Raw genomic sequence first — 20108 nt, 5'->3', positions numbered from 1 at the left:
GATCGGGCCCCGGCGAGCATCGCTCCGCCGGGGCCTTCGTCGTCGGAACGCGCGCGACCGGGATCAGAGCCAGTCGTTGTGCTTGAAGATCCCGTAGAGGCCGGCGCTCAGAAGCACCATCAGCCCGAGCGCCATCGGGTAGCCCCACGGCTGCGCGAGCTCGGGCATGAATGTGAAGTTCATGCCGTAGACGCTCGCGACGAAAGTCGGGGCGAACCCGATGGCCGCCCACGATGAGATCTTCTTGACCTGCTCGTTCTGACGTACCTGGACGACGGTGAGGTCTGCCATCTTCTCGTCGAGACGCTGGTTGACGAGCGTCGCGTGGATCGTCAGGGCATCGTCGAGCGTGTGCCGCATCGACTGCACGCGCTCCGCGACGTACTGGGCGCGCCCGCGCACGTCATCCCATCCCGCTGGCTCCGCCCCCGCCGCCGCGTCGGTGAGCGTCGTGCCCAGTCGGGTCAGCACGTCGGGCAGCGGCGACGTGGCATGGGCCAGGTCGATCACCTCTCGCTGCAGGTCGAAGATGCGCCGCGAGACGTCCGGGCCGTCGCCGAAGAGCTGGTCCTCGATCTCGTCGATGTCGTTCTCGACGCCGTCGAGCACCGCGCGATATCCGGTCGTCACGAGTTCGGCGAGCACCCACATGACCGATCCCGGTCCGCGGCGCAGGAGCTGCGGGTGCGATTGGAGCCGGCCGCGGAGCTCGTCGAGGTCGATCCGATCCGACCGCGTGACCGTCACGATGAGATGGCGCGCGAGGAAGACGTCGATCTCGTCGCAGCGGACCGTCTCGGAGGCGTCGTCGTAATGCGCGGGCTGCAGGACGACGAACGCATGATCGCCGTACCGTTCGAAGATCGACCGCTGGTGCGGCCGCAGTGCCTCTTTCACCGCTATGGGGGACATCCCCAGCTCGGCCGCGCGGGTCTGGATCTCGGCGTCGTCGACGTCGATCAGCGCGATCCAGGCGAAGCCCGCGCGCTCGCGCGCGAGTGCGGCCGCCTCATCGGGCGGGAGGTCGTCGCGCACGACGGAGCCGTCGACGTAAACCGCCGTCTCAACGTTCGTCATGACGTCACCGTATGCCACCGCGCATGCTCACAGCGCAGACATAGCATCGTCCATAGCTTCTCCATAGAGAACACCTGACAATGGCATCATGACCACCCCAGCACCCGGCACACTGCAGCGTCCCGACGGCTCCCCGCTGCGCGTCCTCGTCGTCGACGACGAACAGATGCTCACCGACCTGCTCTCGATGGCGCTCAAGATGGAAGGCTGGGAGGTCCGCTCCGCGGCATCCGGATTCGAAGCGCTCTCGCTCGCACGCGAGTTCGAGCCCGACGCGATGGTGCTCGACATCATGATGCCCGACCTCGACGGGATGTCGGTGCTGCAACGGCTCCGCCAGTCCGGTGACGACGTTCCCGTGCTGTTCCTCACCGCGAAAGACTCCGTGGGCGACCGGGTCGCCGGGCTCACGGCAGGCGGCGACGACTACGTCACCAAGCCGTTCAGCCTCGAAGAGGTCGTGGCACGGCTGCGCGGCCTCATGCGGCGCGCGGGCACGGCGACCGCGGGCGGTGTCGACCCGGTGCTCCGCGTCGGCGACCTCACCCTCAACGAGGATTCGCACGAGATCGAGCGGGCCGGGACCAGCATCGAGCTCACCGCGACCGAGTTCGAGCTGCTGCGCTACCTCATGCGCAACCAGCGCCGCGTCGTCTCGAAGGCGCAGATCCTCGACCGCGTGTGGAACTACGACTTCGGCGGCCGTTCCTCCGTGGTCGAGTTGTACATCTCGTACCTGCGCAAGAAGATCGATGCCGGTCGCGAGCCGCTCATCCACACCGTCCGAGGCGTGGGCTACATGATCAAAGCGCCGCAGTGACCTCCGCCCCCGACCGCGACGCGGTGCGCGAGCGTACGGACCGTCGGCCGCGCAAGCGGTGGACGCTGCAGACCCGGTTGATGCTGACCGTGGTCGGCGTCGTCGCGCTGACGCTGATCTCGAGCGCGGTCGGTCTCGCCACGACGATCGGCACGGTGCTGGTCTCAACCGTCACCACCAACGCCGAATCGCTCACGCGCGGACTCAAACTCTTCGACAGCAGCGGGTACGTCGTGCGTGTGCGTTCCGCAGAGGAGACGATCGCCGGCACGACGGGTCTCCCTTACGGATACACACTGCTGGTGCAGGACCCGCGCGGTCCGATCACCGGTGCGACCTTCGACGGCGACGAGGGAGTGCGCGACCTCACCGCCGCGGAGCTGAACGATCTCGCTTCGACGGACCTCGGCGCCCTTCCGGCGACGATCGAGATCGGCGACCTCGGCGCGTTCCGCGTCGTGTCATTCACAGCCGGCGACATCACCGGGCTGGGCGCCCTTCCGCTCGCTCAGGTCGACGGGACTGTCGCAACCGTCGTCACCACGATCACGATCGTGACCGTCGGTGGCCTTCTCCTCCTCAGCGCGGCGATCGCGGTTGTCATTCAGCGCTCGCTCCGGCCGTTGCGCGTCGTCGCTGACACCGCGACCCGGGTCGCGTCGCTCCCCCTTGCGCAGGGAGCCGTCTCCATCAGCGAGCGCGTACCCGAGGAGGAGACCGACGACCACGATGAGATCGGCCGCGTCGGAGCAGCACTGAACACCCTCCTCGATCATGTCGATGCGTCCCTCGTCGCCCGCCAGCGCAACGAAGAGCGCATGCGATCGTTCGTCGCCGACGCGAGTCATGAGCTTCGCACGCCCCTCGCCTCGATCCGTGGATACTCCGAGCTCTCGCTCCGCGCGATGCGTCAAGGTGTGCCGGGCGTCGAAGAGACCACGACCGCCGCGCTCGAACGCATCCAGGCGCAGTCGCTGCGCATGACGAGCCTCGTCGAGGATCTGCTCCTTCTCGCTCGGCTCGACGAAGGACAGGAGCTCGTCTACGGAACGGTCGACCTCACGGCCCTCGCCATCGACGCGGTGGCCGACGCCCGAGCGGCAGGCCAGGATCACGAGTGGCGCCTGGATGTCGGCGATGAACCGGTCGTCGTCGCGGCGGACGCCACCCGCATCACGCAGGTCGTCGCGAATCTCCTCGCCAATGCGCGCGTCCACACCCCAGCCGGCACCACCGTCACCACGGCAGTGCGCGTCACCGACGGTACGGCGGTCCTCTCGGTGCACGACGACGGCCCCGGCATCGACCCCGCCGTCGCCGATCACATCTTCGAGCGTTTCTCGCGCGGCGACAGCTCGCGGGCACGCCAAACCGGCGGCACAGGCCTCGGCCTCTCGATCGCCCGCGCCATCGTGGCGGCACACGGCGGATCACTCACGGTGCAGAGCGAGCCCGGCTCGACCACGTTCGAGCTCCGGCTGACCGCGCGACCGTCTGATCCTGGGACGGGCGCGGGGGCAGGAGCGGACGGTGAGGCGGGGGCGGGCGCCGCTTCTGCCGGTGATCCCGATGGCGAGGGGTCGCGATGACGCATACCGAAACGCGGGTCGTGGCGATCCGGCACGGTCGCGTTCAACCGTCCGGCTCGTGGGTGTACGTGTGGTTCGACATCGAGACGGGCGACATCGCGTACGTCGGGGCCACCGCGTACGAGCCGGCGCTGCGTGCGCACCTGCACCTCGAGAGCGACGATCCGCAGCTCGGACGCGTGCGCGCCACGGTGGACAGGTACGCCGAGCGCGACTTCGACGTTCTGGTGTTCGAGGTGCCCGCCGATGTCGATCGAGGCGTCGCGAAGCGCCACCTGGAGGCGCGCCTGCGCCCGGGGGTGGCCGCGGGGCGACCTGCGGGGGCGGCTGCGACGCAGACGGATGGTCTCGAGGCTGAGGTGCGGTCCGTGTGCAACTTCAGCGATGACGTCGTTCGCATCATCGCGCAGCGGCGGGCTGCCCACCGCTCGTAGCGTCGGGGGCGGGAGACGCGGTCTCAACTCGTGAGGGCGCTCGTTCTCAGGGCTGTGCCGATGAGCTGGCCCGGCGGTTCCTCCCCACACGGTGGCCCGGGCGAGTTTCATTCTTCGCATCTTTGTTCGATGTGGATGTCGGACCCGGCTGGCACAATGGGAACATGGCAGCGAACGCAGGTGGTGGGCCGGGTGGGGGCGTCGTCTCGCCGCACGCCCGAGCGATCGCGGCGTACACCGAGACGTTGACGCTGGTGCATCACGCGGATGTCGCGTCGGTGCGGGCTCTCGCCGAGCTGGGGCGGTCGGCGCTTCGCGAGGCGCGCCGTGACGGGGTGCGCGGGATGGCGTCGGACATGGAGCTGCGGTCGGTCGCGGCCGAAGCCGCGGGGTTGGCGCGGCGCAGTGACCGGCGACTGCAGGCCGACATCGACCACGCATTGACGATCGTCGATGACTACCCGGCCGTGTTCGCGGCATGGGAGCAGCGGCGGATCACCCGTGACCACGTCGAGGTGGTCGTGAAAGCGGCAACCGGGCTGCCCGGCGAGGTGCGGGGCGAGTTCGAGGCCGCCGCGATCGCCGTGTGCGAGCAGGACATCGCCACCCGGGTCAAACCCGCCCTGCGAGCCCTGGCAGAACGGCTCCACGACCGCACATTCACCGACCGGCACCGAGAAGCCGCCGCGGGGCGGTGCGTAAGGGTCCTGCACGGGGCCGACGGAATGTCCGATGTCATCGCGACCGTACCGACCGTGATCGCGGTGGGGATGCTCGACCGGCTCACCCAGATGGGACAAGCCGTCAAAGATGCCCGGGACGTGGGCGGTCGCGGTGATGCGGTGGAGGCCGATGCTGCACCTGACGCCCGGACGATGGATCAGCTGCGTGCTGACATTCTCGGCGACCTCGTCCTCGGCGGAGCGCCCGTCGTCGACCCCACCTACGGGGCCGACCGGACCGGCGGGCTCGGGGCGATCCGCGCACGCGTGCAGGTCACCGTCACCGCGGAGACCCTGATGGGCCGTGACGAGCACCCCGCCGACGCGGTCGGCGCCGGACTGATCGACGCCGACACGGCGCGTGAGCTCGCCGGACAGGTCTCCGAGTGGGACCGGTTGTTCATCGACCCGGTCACCCGCACCCCGGTGCAGATCGACACGTACCGGCCCACCATGGCGATGAAGAAGCTCCTCACCGCACGTGACCAGCACTGCAGGTTCCCCGGATGCCGCAGGGCCGCGATCAGGTGTGAGCTCGACCACACCGTCGATTACGCCCTCGGCGGCCACACCCACCTCCACAACCTCGCCCACCTCTGCCAGAGACACCACTCCATGAAGCAATTCACCCGGTGGGAAGTGCGGCAGGTCGGCGGCGGAGTCCTGGAATGGACCTCACCCCTCGGACGGGTCTACCGCGAAGACGTACCCGTGCCCGCCGTCTGCTTCACCACCGACCCGGCCGACACGGCCGACCCGCCACCGGGCGAACCGCCACCCTTCTGATCCCCGCCCGCCCCGCGCTCGGCGTGGGCTGCTGCTCGCTCGCTCGCCCGCGCGAAGACGACCTGCGCGGGATGAAATCGATCCCGCAACGCCTACCAGCCTCAGTCGACGACCCGCAGCGAGGGACCGTCTCAGTATCCGGCGAAGGCGTCGGTCGTGAGCGATCGGGCCTTCGACAGCGCGGGAGCCAGTTCGGCGATGAGCCGAGGTGGGCCGGAGATGAAGGCATGCCGCTCGCCGAGATCCGGGACGAGACCGGCGAGCGAGGCGGCGCTCAGCCGCTCTCCCCCGGTCCAGCGCCAATGATCCGGAAGGTTCCGAGGCTCATCACGCGTCACCACCATCACCGGGATGCCCGCAGCAATGATGTCGTCGCGGAATGCCAGCTCCTCGGCATCCGATGCGACGTAGATCATGACGACGTCGCGACGCTCTCCAGCCAGGCGCATCTCACGCAGCTGCGACACGAAGGGCGTCACGCCGATCCCCGCAGCCACCAGCACGACCTTCGCGTCCGTCCGCGCCGGCAGCACGAAGTCGCCCCAGACACCCGTGACGGGAAGATCCCGACCGGGCTCCACGACCGCGAGGGCCTTCTTGTAGCTCGACTGAGAACCCTCACGGATCGCGATCCGAACCTCCGGCAGCTCCGCAGGCGCCGACACGATCGAGAACTCTCGCCGTGTGCCCCGCGCATCTGGTCGGCGGTGCGGGACCTCGAGCTCGAGGTACTGTCCCGGGCGGAATCGGAAGCCGCGATGAGCCCGGAACGTGAGCTCGCGAACCGACGGCGTCAGCGCCCTGCGCTCCACGAAGGTCAACCGCACCGCGGCGCGGTAGGCGAAGAAGAAGGCGAGCAGGTTGCCGATCAGCAGCGCGCGCTCCTGCCCGAGACTCACGTCGCCGATCAGGATGGGCCACCCGGCAAGAGCCCCCACGAGCGCGGCGACCGCGTACTGCTGCCGCCGACGGGGCGGGAGCGTCAACGGCTCCGACAGCATGAACGCGCCGAGGAAGAGGAACGGCGACGACCACAGCACCTGCCCGATGACCGTCGCATCGACCGGGAGCGAGACCTGCGCATACTGCACGATCGTGCGCACGAACGCGACAGCGACCGCGACGACGAGGAAGACGGCCACGACCCGCACCTTCTCGGTCCGCACCACCACGAGGCCGCCGAGCACGACGACCGGCACCGCCAGAACGGGCGTGCCGACCCACCAGGCCGACGCTCCCAGGTCGGGGAACGGGATACTCAGCACGGTGAGCACCGTCGCACCGGCGGCGGCCGGGTTGAAGATGTGACGACCGCGCCACGCGAGCAGGTACTTCGATGCCGAGGCGACCGCTCCGGCGATCGCGAGCCCGGCCAGTCCCGCCGGCTCGAGCGTCGGTCGCAGAACGAAGAGCAGGATCAGAGCGGTGATGACCGCCGACTCGATGCGCCATGTACGGCCGAGCAGGCGCTGCGCCACGGCATCCACGACGATGATCGCGGCGGCCAGCACAACGAGCGAGACCGGCAGGGCGAGCGGATCGCCCGCGATCTGCCCCGCCAGTGTCAACACGAACGCGATGACCGCGAGCACCGAGAGCGCGACGAGCACGAACCGGTACATCGACACGCGGCCGAGTGCACCGACAGCTCGGTTCCGAAGGGCCGTCAGGGATGTCATACGAACAACTCCGCTTCGCAGTGAGGTGACCATTCGACGGCCCCGTCGGTGCGCATCCGCACCCACGACGCTCTGCTGCGCTCCGCGAATCGCGGACCGCCGTCGAAGAAGAGGGCTGTGGCGACGGCATCCGCCGTCATCGCGTCGGCGGCGACCGCCCACGTCGCCGCATACTCCCGCACCGGCTCACCCGTGCGGGCGTCGAGCACGTGGTGCAGACCGTCGCCCCACGCACGGCGGTTGGTCGCCGACGCGCACAGCGCCCCGGCATCCAGAGCCCACACCCCCACCGCCCGAGAAGCGTCGTAGGGGTGCTCGAGGGCGACGCGCTGACGCACCCCGTCGACCGCCAGGTCGCCGCTCGCATCGACGACGAGCCAGCCGGCCGTCCGCTGTCGCAGCTCCGCCAGCACGAGATCGACGAGGCGGCCTTTGCCCACCGCGCCCACATCGACCGTCGCCGGGCGATGAAGCGTGAGTCGGTCATCGGAGAGCTCGACGACATCGCGCCACTGCGCCACCGCGGCGGAGGCACCGCCGTCGCGCATCGAGTACGACGCGTCGTAGCCGCGCCGCGCGAGCACGTCACCGACGAGGGGGTTCACCGCACCGTCCGTGGCATCGGCCAACGCGCCGTAGAGCGCGAGCATGTCCACCGCGTCGGGCGGCGCGACCACCGACCCGCCCGCGGCCAGTCGGCTCACGGTGGAGTCGTCGCGGAACCGCGACCAGTCACGGTCGAACGCATCGACCACCGACATGACCGCCGCGCGCTGGGCATCGCCCAGGGGCGCTTCGCTCTCGATGCACCACACGGTCCCGATGGCGTCGAACTCCCACCGTCCGGAGCCGGCAGCCGCGGCCATCATGCTGCCGCGTCGGTGCGGATCTCCTCGACCGCCGCGTTGAAGCCACCGCTTGTGAGGGACGAGCCCGCGACCCGGTCGACCTTCACCTCGTCGAGGCTCTTGCCGACGACGGCATCCGAGATGCCGCCGATGAACTGCGACTGGTACTGCTTGCTCTCACGGCGGGTCGGCTCACCTGTGACCTCCACCGCGGTCACGGCGTCGGACGCGATCGTCAGCTGCACGGTGATCGTCTCGGGGCCCTCCGGGGTCTGGTAGGTGCCCTCGGCGGTGTACGTGCCGTCGGTGTAGGTTCCGCCGGTCGAGCCCGCCGAACCGGTCGAGCCCGCCGCGGGCGTCGCGTCGGACGAGGGCGCTCCACCCGAACCGGGCTGTTCGGCATCGGCCTGACCCGCGCACCCGGCGAGAAGGGCGAGGCCGGCGACGGATGCCGCGGCGGCGGTCACACGGAGCGAACGGGGTACGGCAGTGGCTCGGATCATGGGGGGTCCTCCTGTGTCGTGCCCCTCCGGGGGGAGGCGGGCTGATCTCACGCTAGCGGCCCGCCGCCATGGGTCCCCTCTGTTATTCCTATGCGTTTGCATCGAGTCGTGCAGGCTCGCGCCAGAGCGCCTTCAGGCCCTCCACCGCGAAGAAGATCGCCACGGCGAAACCGAGCGGCAGCAGCCATGCCTGCACAGACAAGGGACGGGAGTCGAACAGCGTGTTCATGAACGGCACGTACGTGTATACGAGCTGCAACCCGATGAGCGCGGCAGCCGACCACCAGATCACCCGGTTGCCCCGCAGGACATCGCGGTTCACACTCGACCTGGTCAGGAAGCGACAGTTGAGCAGGAACGCCAGCTGCCCCAGGGCGAGGACGGACACCGACACCGTTCGGGCGACGTCGAGATCGGCGCCCGTGGCACGGACGATCGCGAACGCCGCGAGCGTCGCGCCGCCGATCAGCACCGACACCACCAGGACGAACATGAGCTCGCGCAGTGAGATGATCGACCCCCCGCTCGATCGTGGCGGTCGCGACATGATTCCCGGCTCCGCCGGCTCGTACGCCAGCGCGAGCGACAGCGTCACAGCCGTCACCATGTTGACCCACAGCACCTGCACCGGCGACAGCGGGAGCGCGAGTCCGAACACCACGGCAACGAGGATGACGAGCGACTGCGCACCGTTCGTGGGCAGCAGGAACACGATCGACTTCCGCAGGTTGTCGTAGATCCGACGCCCCTCGCGGATAGCCGAACGGATCGTGGCGAAGTTGTCGTCGGCAAGGACGATCTCGGCCGCTTCCTTCGTCGCCTCCGTGCCCTTGATGCCCATCGCGACCCCGACGTCGGCACGGGTGAGGGCGGGAGCGTCGTTGACGCCGTCGCCCGTCATCGCCACGACCTCACCGTGCGACTGCAGGGCGCGAACGATGCGGATCTTGTGCTCGGGGCTCGTCCGGGCGTAGACGTCGACGTCGCGGACGACATCCTTCAGCTTCTCCTGGCTGAGCGACTCCAGCTCACCGCCGGTGAGGACGCGCGGTGCGTCATCCGACACCAGTCCCATCTCGCGGCTGATCGCGACGGCGGTTCCCGCGTGGTCACCCGTGATCATCTTCACGCGGATGCCGGCGCGGTGGCAGTCGGCGATCGCCTCGACTGCCTCCGGGCGCGGCGGGTCGAGGATGCCCCAGAGACCGAGGAACTCCAGCGCCTCGACGTCGTCGAGCCCGATCTCATCGAGGCTCGAGGGCTTACGTGCGGCGGCCAGGACCCGAAGGCCCTCACCGCTCAGCTCGGCGACCGCTGCCTCCCAGAAGTCGCGGTCGAGGTCTTCTGACCCGGCGGCCCCGCGCTGACGCGTCGAACGGTCGAGCAGCCGGTCGGGGGCGCCCTTGACGAGCAGCGCGCGCGACCCGTCTGCACCCTCGTTCAGGGTCGCCATGAACTTGTTCTCCGAGTCGAACGGCAGAACGTCGACGCGTCGGACGCCGTCGGCCTCGCCGTCGTGTCCGCCCTTCATCGCGACGACACGCAGCGCCCCCTCGGTCGGTTCACCGACGAGCTTCCACCCGTCGTCATCCGAGACGACGTCCGCGTCATTGCAGAGGTCGGCCACCGCCAGGACGGCCGACAGATCGCCGCCGGAACGACCTTCGCCGTCGACCCGCTCGATCTCGCCCTCCGGATCGTATCCGAGCCCGGAGACGTCGTAGCGGGCGACCGGGGTGACGATCCGCCGCACGGTCATCTCGTTCTTGGTCAGCGTTCCCGTCTTGTCGGAGCACACCGTGGTGACCGAGCCGAGCGTCTCGACGGCCGGGAGCTTGCGCGTGATCGCGCGACGCCGCGCCATCTGCTGGACGCCGATCGCCAGCGTGATCGTCACAAGCGCCGGAAGCCCCTCCGGAATCGCCGCGACGGCGAAGCCGATCGTCGCCGAGACGAGCTCACCGAACGGCATCCCGTGCACGAACCGGCCGATGAGCATCATCAGGGCGGCCATCCCGAGGATGACGAGCGTCAGGACCCGCCCGAACGCGTCCAGCTGTTTCGTGAGCGGCGTCGTCAAGTTACCCGCGCCGCCGACCAGTTCCTGGATCTTGCCGATCTCGGTGCGGGCGCCGGTTCCCGTGACGATCCCCCGCCCCTGCCCCGCCGAGACGATCGTGCCCGAAAAGGCCATCGAAGCGCGGTCGCCGACGCCGGCATCCGCGTCGACGGGGTCGGTCTGCTTGGATGACGGCACCGACTCACCGGTCAGCGCCGCCTCGTCGATGCGCAGCTGACTCGCCTGGACGAGGCGGAGGTCTGCCGGAACCTTGTCGCCGGGAGACAGGCGTACGACGTCACCGGGCACGAGATCCGCGGCGGGCACACGCCGCCACGAGCCGTCGCGACGCACGCTCGCGTCGGACGACAGCATCCCTCGGATGCCCGCCAGGGCCTTCTCGGCCCGCCCCTCCTGCGCGAAGCCGATCACGGCGTTGATGATGGCGACGGCGAGGATGACCCAGACGTCGAGCCAGTCGGCCATCACCGCCTTGATCGCGGCGGCGGCCAGCAGGATGTAGATCAGGGTGTCGTTGAAATGCGAGAGGAACCGCAGCCATGCGGGAGTGCGCTTCGCCTCGGGCAGGACGTTCGGCCCCATCGCGGCGAGGCGCCTCGCCGCGTCGTCCGAACTCAGCCCCTCGGCGCTGGTTCCGAGCGCCGATGCGACCTCGTCGACGGGGCGAGCGTAGGAGCGAGGCGACTCGAGGTCCGCCTCGGAGGTGGGGGCAGCCATGCCGCCGATCCTACGGCGTCGAGCCTCCCGCCACAGTGGCTGTCGCCGTGGAAGACGGTGCGTCGGGACCCTGCCGGGGCGCTGCTGCTGTGCCGCCGACAGGCTCGATCAGGCGTGGCCTCTGCTCCCACTGCCCGTGGACGCGATCAGCCTGTGGACGGCACGGCACGGGGTGCCGACGAACGACCGCACGCAGCCCCGGCGGCAACAGCGGGGCGCGGCAGCCGAGCGGATGCGTCCCGGGTCAGGCGGCGCCGTCGAACATGCTGGTGACGGAACCGTCCTCGAAGACCTCCTTGATCGCGCGCGCCAAGAGCGGTGCGATCGGAAGGATGGTGAGGCCGGGGAAGCGCTTGTCGTCGCCGAGCGGAATCGTGTCGGTGACGACCACCTCGTCGATCGCGGCATCCTGCAGGCGGTCGACCGCCGGGTGGCTGAAGATCGCGTGCGTCGCCGCGACGATGACGCGCTCGGCACCATTGTTCTTCAGCGCCTGCGCAGCCTTGACGATCGTGCCGCCGGTGTCGATCATGTCGTCGACCAGCAGGCAGACGCGTCCGCGCACGTCACCGACGATCTCGTTGACGGTGACCTGGTTGGCGACGTTCGGGTCGCGACGCTTGTGGATGATCGCGAGCGGTGCGCCCAGGCTGTCCGACCAGGTGTCGGCGACCCGGACACGGCCGGTGTCGGGCGAGACCACCGTCAGCTTCGCCCGGTCCTCTGGGCTGAGCGTGCGCTCGAAGTGCTCCAGCAGCACCGGCTTGGCGAAGAGGTGGTCGACGGGACCGTCGAAGAACCCTTGGATCTGCGCGGCGTGCAGGTCGACGCTCATCACACGGTCGGCACCGGCCGTCTTGAACAGGTCTGCGACGAGGCGTGCACTGATCGGCTCGCGACCGCGGCCCTTCTTGTCCTGGCGCGAATACGGGTAGTACGGCGCGACGACGGTGATGCGCTTCGCGGATGCGCGCTTGGCGGCGTCCAGCATGATCAGCGTCTCCATGAGCCACTCGTTGACCGGCGGGCCGAACGACTGCACGAGGAAGAAGTCGCACCCGCGGATCGAGACCTCGAAGCGCGTGAGGATCTCACCCGACGCGAAGGTGCGGTGCTCGGTGGGGACGAGCTCGGTGCCGAGCTGCGTCGCCACATCGGCAGACAGCGCGGGGTGCGAGCCACCGGATGCCACGACGAGACGCTTCTTGGTCTTGGCGACCAGTCCCGGGGCGATACCCCGCGAGACGTCGAGGTCAACCGTGTTCTTCTTGCGAGCCATCGTCCGCTTCCTGTGAAGACCGCACGCGTGCCGCTGCTGCGGCGGCTGCAGTACCGGGTCTGTTCTTCTCGACCCACCCTGTGACATTGCGCTGGGGGGCGACGCTGAGCGCGAGAGCACCGGCCGGGACGTCCTTGCGGATGACCGCTCCGGCGCCCGTCTTGGCGCCCTCACCGATCTTAACCGGCGCGACGAAGACGTTGTGCGAGCCGGCGTGGACCTCATCGCCGATGACGGTGCGGTGCTTCGCGAGATCGTCGTAGTTCGCGGTGATCGCGCCCGCCCCCAGATTCACGCCGCGGCCGATCTCGGCGTCGCCGACGTACGACAGGTGCGGGACCTTGCTCCCCTCGCCGATCACGGCGTTCTTCGTCTCGACGAAAGTGCCGATCTTGCCGCGCTCCCCCAGCTGCGTGCCGGGCCGGATGTACGAGAACGGCCCCACGGTCGCACCGGCGCCGATGACGGCGAGGGTCGCATCGCTCCGCGTCACCGAGGCGCCCGCGCCGACCTCGCAGTCGGTCAACGACGTGTCGGGGCCGATCGTGGCCCCTTCCGCGACCACCGTCGCGCGGAGGATGTGGGTGTTCGGGAGCACGGTCACGTCGGGGGCGAGCATGGCGGTGACGTCGATCCACGTGGTCGCGGGGTCCTGGACCGTCACCCCCTCGAGCTGCCAGCGACGCACCGTGCGCGCGTTCAGCAGGCGTCCGGCCTCGGCGAGCTGCACACGGTCGTTGACGCCGACGATCAGGGTCGGGTCGGCCACGGGCTGCGCCGCGACGGCGAGGGCGTCGGCGCGCAGCATCCCCACGACGTCGGTGAGGTACTTCTCGGCCTGGACGTTGGCCGTGCTGATCCGGCCCAGCCGCTCGCGCAGAGGGCCCGCCTGGAAGGCGTAGACGCCGGCGTTGACCTCGTCGACGGCACGCTCTGCGTCGGTTGCGTCCTTGTGCTCGACGATGCGGTCGACACCGCCCGCGGTGTCACGGATGACGCGGCCGTAGCCCGTGGGGTCGGTCAGGCGAGCGCTCAGCATCGTGGCCGCCGCACCCGACGAGCGGTGCGTGCGCAGCAGTTCGCCGAGCGTGGCGTCGTCGAGGAGAGGAACATCGGCACTCAGCACCAGCACGTCGCCCGTGAACTCCGGCAGCTGATCGAGCGCGACCTCGACGGCCCGGCCCGTTCCGGGGATCTCGTCCTGGTCGACGACGACCACCTCGGGCGAGACGCCGAGCACCGCTTCGGCGACGCGATCACGTTCGTGACGGACGACGACGAGCACATGGGCGGGGGCGAGGTCGCGCGCGGTGTCGAGCACGTGGCCGACGAGCGGTCGTCCGCCGATGCGATGCAGCACCTTCGGCAGCGACGACTTCATCCGCGTCCCCTGCCCCGCGGCGAGGATCACGACAGCGAGACGGGGGTCGAGTTGGGTGTCGCTCATGCTCCGCCGCCAGGACTCGAACCTAGACCTCACAGCTCCAAAGGCTGTCGTGCTGCCATTACACCACGGCGGACCGCCGCACCGAGGTGCGGCCCGACAAGTCTGCCAGAGCGCGCGGGGCCGCGCCGCCGCGACGCCGGTGTCGAGCGCCCCGGTTCGGGATAATGGGGCCATGGCACACGAGACCGACGAGGTGGACCGCATCGTCGGGGCGTGGTCGCTGCAACGTCCCGACCTGGATTTCTCGCCGCTCGAAGTGCTCTCCCGGGTCGACCGACTGTCGCGCCACCTCGACCGCGCGCGCCGCGAGGCTTTCCGCCGCAGCGATCTCGAGCCATGGGAGTGGGACGTGCTCTCGGCGCTGCGTCGCGCCGGCGAGCCGTACCAGTTGAGCCCCAAGCAGCTGCTCCAGCAGACGTTGGTCTCGAGCGGCACGATGACCAATCGCATCGATCGGCTCGTCGCGCGCCGGCTCGTGCGCCGTGAGTCCGATCCCGGCGACGGTCGCAGCGTCCTCGTGACCCTGACCGATGACGGACGGATCCGTGTGGATGCCGCCATCACGCGCCTCGTCGACGCGGAGGCGGTCCTTCTGGCCGGTCTGTCCAAGAGCGACCGGGATCGATTGGCCTCGCTGCTGCGCAAGCTCTCGCTGGGGTTCGACGGGTCTCCCCCGGCACCATCCCCCTGACCCCGTCGGGCTCGGCTGACAGCATTCGCCCCGTGGGGGTGGCCTAGCCTGGAAGCAATATGGCGCATCTTCTGGGAGCCGAGGGCCTTCGCCTCGAGTATCCGACCAAAGTGGTGTTCGACGGGGTCTCCCTCGGTGTCGACGAGGGCGACCGCATCGGCATCGTCGGCCGGAACGGCGACGGCAAGTCGAGCCTGCTGCGCATGCTCGCGGGTCTGGTCGAGCCCGACTCCGGCCGGGTGACCGTCCGCGGCGGCATCCGGGTCGGTGTGCTGGCGCAGGCCGACGACCTCGACGACGACCTGCGGGTGCGAGACGCCGTGGTCGGCGACCAGGCCGACCACGAGTGGGCGGGCGACGCGCGGGTGCGCGACGTCATCGCGGGCCTGCTCGGCGACCTCGACTGGGAAGGTCCGATCCGCGGGCTCTCGGGCGGTCAGCGCCGCCGCGTCTCGCTGGCGGCGCTCCTCGCGGGCGACCACGACGTCATCTTCCTCGACGAGCCGACGAACCACCTCGACGTCGAGGGGATCTCGTGGCTCGCGGAGCACCTCAAGCGGCGCTGGTCGGCCGGATCGGGTGCACTCCTCGTCGTGACGCACGACCGGTGGTTCCTCGACGAGATCTGCACCGCGACGTGGGAGGTCCACGACCGCATCGTCGAGCCGTTCGACGGCGGGTACGCCGCGTACATCCTGCAGCGCGTCGAGCGCGACCGGCAAGCCGCGACCATCGAGGCCCGGCGGCAGAACCTGGCCCGCAAAGAACTCGCGTGGCTGCGCCGCGGCGCACCCGCCCGCACCTCGAAGCCCAAGTTCCGCATCGACGCTGCGAACGAACTGATCGCCGACGTCCCCGAGATCCGTGACCGGGTCGCCCTGCAGTCGCTCGCGGTCTCGCGACTGGGCAAGGATGTCGTCGACGTCCTCGACGCGGGCGTCAGTTACGGCGACCGCGTCGTACTGGAGAAGGTCGAATGGCGTGTCGCGCCGGGCGAGCGGACCGGCATCCTCGGCGTGAACGGCGCCGGCAAGTCGACGCTCCTCGGGCTGATCTCCGGCACGGTCGAACCGACGACGGGGCGTGTGAAGCACGGCAAGACAGTGAAGGTCGCGACCCTCTCGCAGCGCATGGGCGAGCTGGACGAGCACCTCGACCAGCCTGTCCGCGTCGTCATCTCGAACCTGCGGACCAGCTACACCGTCGGGTCGGGCTCGAAAGCCCAGGATCTGACGCCGGGACAGCTGCTCGAGCGGATGGGGTTCAGCTCAGCGCAGCTGTCGACGCCGGTCAAAGACCTCTCGGGCGGACAGAAGCGGCGGCTTCAGCTGCTGCTCATCCTGCTCGACCAGCCGAACGTGCTGATCCTCGACGAGCCGACGAACGATCTCGACACCGACATGCTCGCGGCCATCGAAGACCTCCTGGACTCGTGGGCCGGGACCCTCATCGTCGTCTCTCACGACCGGTACTTCCTCGAGCGCGTGACCGACCAGCAGTATGCGATCCTCGGTGGTCGGCTGCGACATCTCCCCGGCGGTGTCGACGAGTACCTGCGGCTGCGACGCGAACAGCCCGAGCGCACGGGGGCGAGCTCCGCGGCATCCGTCCCGGCATCGAGCAGCGGACCAGTGAGCCCGTCGACTCCGACGCTCAGCGGCGCAGAGCGGCGAGCTGCCGAGAAGGAGGTCTCGGCCATCGACCGCCGGCTCGAGAAGATCCAGGGCGAGATCGCAGCCGTCGACGCGCAGCTCGCGGAGGCACACGACGACTTCGAACGGATCATGGGCCTGCAGCGCCGGCGCGACGAGCTCGTCGCCGAGACGACGACGCTCGAGGAACGCTGGCTCGAGCTCGGCGAGGCCATCGACGGCTGACGCCGCCCCTACGACGAAGCCCCCGGCGCTCTCGGCACCGGGGGCTCGATCGTGAGGGATCAGACGAGACCGTTGTCCTCGAGGAACTTCTTGGCGATCGCAGCCGGCTCGAGCTTGTCGACCGTGCTCTGGACGTTGAGCGCGACCAGGGCCTCGGGGGTGAGCTTCGCGCTGACGGCGTTGATGGTGTCCTCGACCTCGCCCGCGAGGTCCTTGTTCACGACCGGGACGACGTTGGAGGCGAGGAAGAGACCCTCGGGGTCTTCGAGCACGACGAGGTCGTCGGTCTGGATGCGGGGGTCGGCCGTGAAGACGTTGGCGACGTTCACGGTGCCGGCGACGAGGTCGTCGACGGTGGTCTCACCGGTGGCCTGGAAGCCGACCTGGATGCCGTAGGTGTCAGCCAGGCCCGTCGGGCCGTAGGGACGCTGCTCGAGCTCGGCGGGACCGCCGAGCGTGAGCGGCTCGGTCACGTTGGCGAGGTCGGCGATCGTGGTCAGGTTCCACTGCTCGGCGAATGCCGCGGTCACCGTGTACGAGTCCTGGTCGCTCGCGGTCGCCTGGTCGAGCACCGTGAGGTTCTCGGGCAGAGCGTCGGTGAGGGCGGCGTAGACGTCGTCGGAGGTGCGAGCCGTGGTGTCTTCATCGAAGTACTGCAGCAGGTTGCCGGTGTACTCGGGGAACAGCGTCAGCGAGCCGCTCTCGAGCTCGGGCAGGTACGCCTCGCGCTGGCCGGTCGTGAACTGCCGGTCGACGGTCTTACCGGCGCCCTCGAGAGCCTGAGCGTAGATCTCGGCGATGATCTCGTTGGAGTAATAGTCCTGCGATCCGATGACGATGGTGCCGTCGGCGGGGGCCGCCGACTCTCCGCCGCCGTCCGCGAGCGGGTCGGAGCTGGCGCATCCGGCGAACAGGGCGGTGGCGGCGAGCACGCCGACACCGGCCGTCAACAGGCGGCGGGTGGTGAAGCGAGACATGGGTTCCTCTTTCTGGTGGTGCGACGGTGGGGTGCTGTGGGTCGGGATGGTCGGTCAGGCGGTCGCGGCGACGGGCCGGCGGGTGCGCTGCGGGGCGTCGGCGGCGCGGATGCCCCGCGGCACGCTGAGGCGTTGGAGGAGGGCGAAGACGGCGTCGAGCAGGAGGGCGAGCACCGCGAGCACGAGGGCTGCGCCGAGCACCTGGTCGATGGCACGGAGGTCGATGCCCTGGATGATGCGGAAGCCGAGGCCGCCGAGGTCGGTGTAACCCGCGATCGTCACCGTCGCCACCACCTGGAGCACCGCCGAGCGCAGTCCGCCGATGAGCAGCGGCAGGCCGAGCGGCACCTCGACACGCCAGAGGATCTGCCACTCCGTCATGCCGACGGCCCGTGCCGCGTCGATCGTCCGACGATCGATCGCCTGCAGTCCGCTGTAGGCACCCGCGAGCAGTGGCGGAATCGCCAGCACGACGAAGGTGATGAACGCCGCCTCGGTCTTCTGGGTGACCCCGAGCAGCAGGATCAGCAGGATCAGCAGGCCGAACGACGGGATGGCGCGGGCCGCTCCCGACACGGCCACCGCGAACTCACGACCCTTGCCGGTGTGCCCGATGGCCCAGCCGATCGGCACCGCCATGACCGCGGCGATCAGCACCGAGACGAAGGTGTAGAACAGCTGCTGGCCGATCAGGAACGGCACCGAGTTGCTGCCGGTGTACTGGGCGGGGTCGAGGACCCAGGCGATGGCGTCGATGAAGACGTTCATGCAGTCGCCTCCCGTCGGCGGCGCGCGCGGCGGTCGCGGCGGACCGAGCCGGCGTGGGCCCACGGCATGACGATGCGGCCGATCACCACGAGCAGCGCATCGATGACGAGCGCGATGACCGCGACGGCGACGATGCCCGCGAACACCTCTTCGAGGAGGCGACGCTGGATGCCGTTGGTGAACAGATAGCCGAGGTTCGTGACGCCGACGAGGATGCCGACCGTGGCGAGCGACACGGTCGAGACGGCCATCACCCGCAGGCCCGCGAGCAGCACGGGGCCGGACAGGGGCAGATCGACGGCCCAGAATCGCCGGAACCCGCCGTATCCCATCGCCGTGGCCGCCTGCCGGACGCCCGGATCGACCGAGTCGAAGCCATCGGCCACCGAGCGGGTCTGGATCGCGATCGCGTAGATCGTCAGCCCGACGATGAGGTTCGTCTCGGTACGGATGCCGTACCCGAGCGCGCTCGGCAGCAGGACGAGCAACGCGAGTGAGGGGATGGTGTACAGCAGGCCGGTCAGGGTGATCACCCACCCGCGCAGCAGACGGTACCGCCACGCCACCCACCCGAGCGGCACGGAGAGCACCAGCCCCAGCACGATGGCGATGACGCTCTGCCGGATGTGGTCGAGGGCGAGCGAGAAGATGAGGTCGAGGTTCGACCAGATCCACGACACGTCAGACGTCGCCTTCGACCAGGGCGCCCTGCGTGCGCCCCTCGGAATCGACGAGCACCGCTCCGTTCGCCGTCCGCTCGACATGCAGAGCACGCTTGCCCCGCTCGACTCCGATGAAGCTGGCGACGAACTCGTCGGCAGGGTCGCGAATGATCTCGCTGGGAGAGCCGACCTGCAGCTTGTGCGCGCCGGCGGCGAGGATCACGACCTGGTCGCCGAGGAGGAACGCCTCGTCGATGTCGTGGGTGACGAAGACGACGGTCTTGCCGAGCTCGCGCTGCAGACGCAGCAGCTCCTGCTGCAGCTCGTCTCGCACGATGGGGTCGACGGCGCCGAAGGGCTCGTCCATCAGAAGGATGTTCGGGTCGTTGGCGAGGCCGCGGGCCACGCCCACGCGCTGCTGCTGGCCGCCCGACAGCTGGCTCGGGTAACGATCCGCCATGCGCGTGTCGAGTCCGACCGTCTCCATGAGCTCGAGCGCCCGGCGCCGCGCGTCGCGCCGGCTCGTGCCGGTGAGGACGGGCACGGTGGCGATGTTGTCGGCGACGGTGAAGTGCGGCAGCAGGCCGGAGTTCTGCATGACGTAGCCGATGCGGCGGCGCAGCTGCACCGGGGAGCCGGTCGCGACGCTCTCGCCGTCGATCTCGATGGCGCCGGAGGTCGGCTCGACCATCCGATTGATCATGCGCAGAAGAGTCGTCTTGCCGCATCCGGAAGACCCCACGAAGACGGTCGTCTGATGAGACGGGATGACGAGAGAGAAGTCCTGCACCGCGCGGGTGCCGTCGGGGAACTCTTTGACGACGTCGCGGAACTCGATCACGCGTTCAGCTCTCGATCACGACCGAGCGGTCGAACGCGACGTAGCCCGAGAAGTCGGTGCCGACGCGCTCGATCGCGGTGGGATACGGCGTCGGGTACGACCATGCCTTGTCGGCCGACCCGGCGACGTCGAAGTACTGGGCGTCGCCCTTCCAAGCGCAGGTGTAGGCCGTGTCGCTTTCGGTCAGGACGCCCGGAGCGATGCTCCGAGGCGGGAAGTACCAGTTTCCCTCGATCCGCACGAGATCGCTCTCGTCGGCTTCAGCGACGATCGTGTCGCCCAGTCGTGCACGCATGGCGCCGCCCTCCGTT

Annotated in this window: 18 protein-coding genes and 1 tRNA gene; 6 read left to right on the top strand and 13 right to left on the bottom strand. The window is 69.5% G+C overall.

Annotation, left to right across the window (positions count from 1 at the left end; all coding sequences use genetic code 11):
• Positions 1-63: 63 nt before the first annotated feature.
• Positions 64-1077, bottom strand: a complete 1014-nt coding sequence (locus tag DEU36_RS00305; RefSeq protein ID WP_120264272.1) for a magnesium and cobalt transport protein CorA — start codon at positions 1075-1077, stop codon at positions 64-66.
• An 88-nt stretch (positions 1078-1165) separates the two neighbouring features.
• Between DEU36_RS00305 and DEU36_RS00300 the strand changes: the two genes are divergently transcribed.
• The 4 genes from DEU36_RS00300 to DEU36_RS00285 all read left to right on the top strand — a co-directional run bounded on the left by DEU36_RS00300 (position 1166) and on the right by DEU36_RS00285 (position 5428).
• The gene (locus DEU36_RS00300; protein WP_120262419.1) at positions 1166-1897 is read left to right on the top strand and encodes a response regulator transcription factor; all 732 of its coding nucleotides are present in this window, start codon (positions 1166-1168) and stop codon (positions 1895-1897) included.
• A complete protein-coding gene (locus tag DEU36_RS00295) occupies positions 1894-3486 on the top strand; it encodes a cell wall metabolism sensor histidine kinase WalK (protein ID WP_310790715.1) in 1593 nt (530 codons plus the stop codon). Before DEU36_RS00300 ends, DEU36_RS00295 begins: the two co-directional genes overlap by 4 nt.
• On the top strand, positions 3483-3920 hold the full coding sequence (locus tag DEU36_RS00290) for a hypothetical protein (protein WP_147374343.1): 438 nt from the start codon (positions 3483-3485) through the stop codon (positions 3918-3920). The genes DEU36_RS00295 and DEU36_RS00290 overlap by 4 nt, the downstream gene beginning before the upstream one ends.
• A 164-nt stretch (positions 3921-4084) precedes the next feature.
• Positions 4085-5428, top strand: coding sequence for an HNH endonuclease signature motif containing protein (locus DEU36_RS00285; RefSeq protein ID WP_259455153.1), 1344 nt, complete (start codon positions 4085-4087; stop codon positions 5426-5428).
• Positions 5429-5559: 131 nt separating this feature from the next.
• Here DEU36_RS00285 and DEU36_RS00280 read toward each other — a convergent pair whose 3' ends face one another.
• The 7 genes from DEU36_RS00280 to DEU36_RS00250 form a co-directional block, all read right to left on the bottom strand.
• Positions 5560-7107: an FAD-dependent oxidoreductase gene (locus DEU36_RS00280; RefSeq protein ID WP_120262417.1), complete on the bottom strand. Its 1548-nt coding sequence runs from the start codon at positions 7105-7107 to the stop codon at positions 5560-5562.
• Positions 7104-7976, bottom strand: a complete 873-nt coding sequence (locus DEU36_RS00275) for an FAD:protein FMN transferase (protein ID WP_120262416.1) — start codon at positions 7974-7976, stop codon at positions 7104-7106. The genes DEU36_RS00280 and DEU36_RS00275 overlap by 4 nt, the downstream gene beginning before the upstream one ends.
• Positions 7973-8458, bottom strand: coding sequence for an FMN-binding protein (locus DEU36_RS00270; protein WP_120262415.1), 486 nt, complete (start codon positions 8456-8458; stop codon positions 7973-7975). Before DEU36_RS00270 ends, DEU36_RS00275 begins: the two co-directional genes overlap by 4 nt.
• Positions 8459-8546: 88 nt before the next feature.
• A complete protein-coding gene (locus tag DEU36_RS00265) occupies positions 8547-11255 on the bottom strand; it encodes an HAD-IC family P-type ATPase (protein ID WP_120262414.1) in 2709 nt (902 codons plus the stop codon).
• Between the two features lie 244 nt (positions 11256-11499).
• On the bottom strand, positions 11500-12534 hold the full coding sequence (locus DEU36_RS00260; protein ID WP_120262413.1) for a ribose-phosphate diphosphokinase: 1035 nt from the start codon (positions 12532-12534) through the stop codon (positions 11500-11502).
• A complete protein-coding gene (gene glmU, locus DEU36_RS00255) occupies positions 12509-13981 on the bottom strand; it encodes a bifunctional UDP-N-acetylglucosamine diphosphorylase/glucosamine-1-phosphate N-acetyltransferase GlmU (protein ID WP_120262412.1) in 1473 nt (490 codons plus the stop codon). Before glmU ends, DEU36_RS00260 begins: the two co-directional genes overlap by 26 nt.
• 1 nt (position 13982) lies before the next feature.
• Positions 13983-14054 (bottom strand) — tRNA-Gln (locus tag DEU36_RS00250).
• A gap of 99 nt (positions 14055-14153) precedes the next feature.
• On the opposite strand from DEU36_RS00250, the gene DEU36_RS00245 reads away from it, so the two are divergent.
• Positions 14154-14672, top strand: coding sequence for a MarR family winged helix-turn-helix transcriptional regulator (locus DEU36_RS00245; protein WP_120262411.1), 519 nt, complete (start codon positions 14154-14156; stop codon positions 14670-14672).
• Between the two features lie 59 nt (positions 14673-14731).
• Positions 14732-16549 carry an ABC-F family ATP-binding cassette domain-containing protein gene (locus DEU36_RS00240; RefSeq protein WP_120262410.1) on the top strand — a complete coding sequence of 606 codons (1818 nt, stop codon included), beginning with the start codon at positions 14732-14734 and terminating at the stop codon, positions 16547-16549.
• Between the two features lie 59 nt (positions 16550-16608).
• Here DEU36_RS00240 and DEU36_RS00235 read toward each other — a convergent pair whose 3' ends face one another.
• The 5 genes from DEU36_RS00235 to DEU36_RS00215 are packed head-to-tail and all read right to left on the bottom strand — an operon-like array spanning position 16609 to position 20092.
• On the bottom strand, positions 16609-17526 hold the full coding sequence (locus DEU36_RS00235; protein ID WP_120262409.1) for an ABC transporter substrate-binding protein: 918 nt from the start codon (positions 17524-17526) through the stop codon (positions 16609-16611).
• A gap of 54 nt (positions 17527-17580) precedes the next feature.
• Positions 17581-18294, bottom strand: a complete 714-nt coding sequence (locus DEU36_RS00230; RefSeq protein WP_120262408.1) for an ABC transporter permease — start codon at positions 18292-18294, stop codon at positions 17581-17583.
• Entirely contained in the window at positions 18291-18974 is a 684-nt protein-coding gene (locus DEU36_RS00225) for an ABC transporter permease (protein ID WP_120262407.1), read from the bottom strand. Before DEU36_RS00225 ends, DEU36_RS00230 begins: the two co-directional genes overlap by 4 nt.
• 1 nt (position 18975) lies before the next feature.
• Complete coding sequence (locus tag DEU36_RS00220) at positions 18976-19797, bottom strand: ABC transporter ATP-binding protein (RefSeq protein ID WP_120262406.1); 822 nt, start codon at positions 19795-19797, stop codon at positions 18976-18978.
• Positions 19798-19801: 4 nt separating this feature from the next.
• Positions 19802-20092 carry a DUF427 domain-containing protein gene (locus DEU36_RS00215; RefSeq protein ID WP_120262405.1) on the bottom strand — a complete coding sequence of 97 codons (291 nt, stop codon included), beginning with the start codon at positions 20090-20092 and terminating at the stop codon, positions 19802-19804.
• Between the last annotated feature and the right edge of the window lie 16 nt (positions 20093-20108).

Origin of the sequence: Microbacterium sp. AG238, from assembly GCF_003610405.1 — a bacterium.
Lineage (GTDB): Bacteria > Actinomycetota > Actinomycetes > Actinomycetales > Microbacteriaceae > Microbacterium.
The sequence above is the reverse complement of the archived record's forward strand: the minus strand, read 5'-3'. Positions and strand labels throughout refer to the sequence as shown.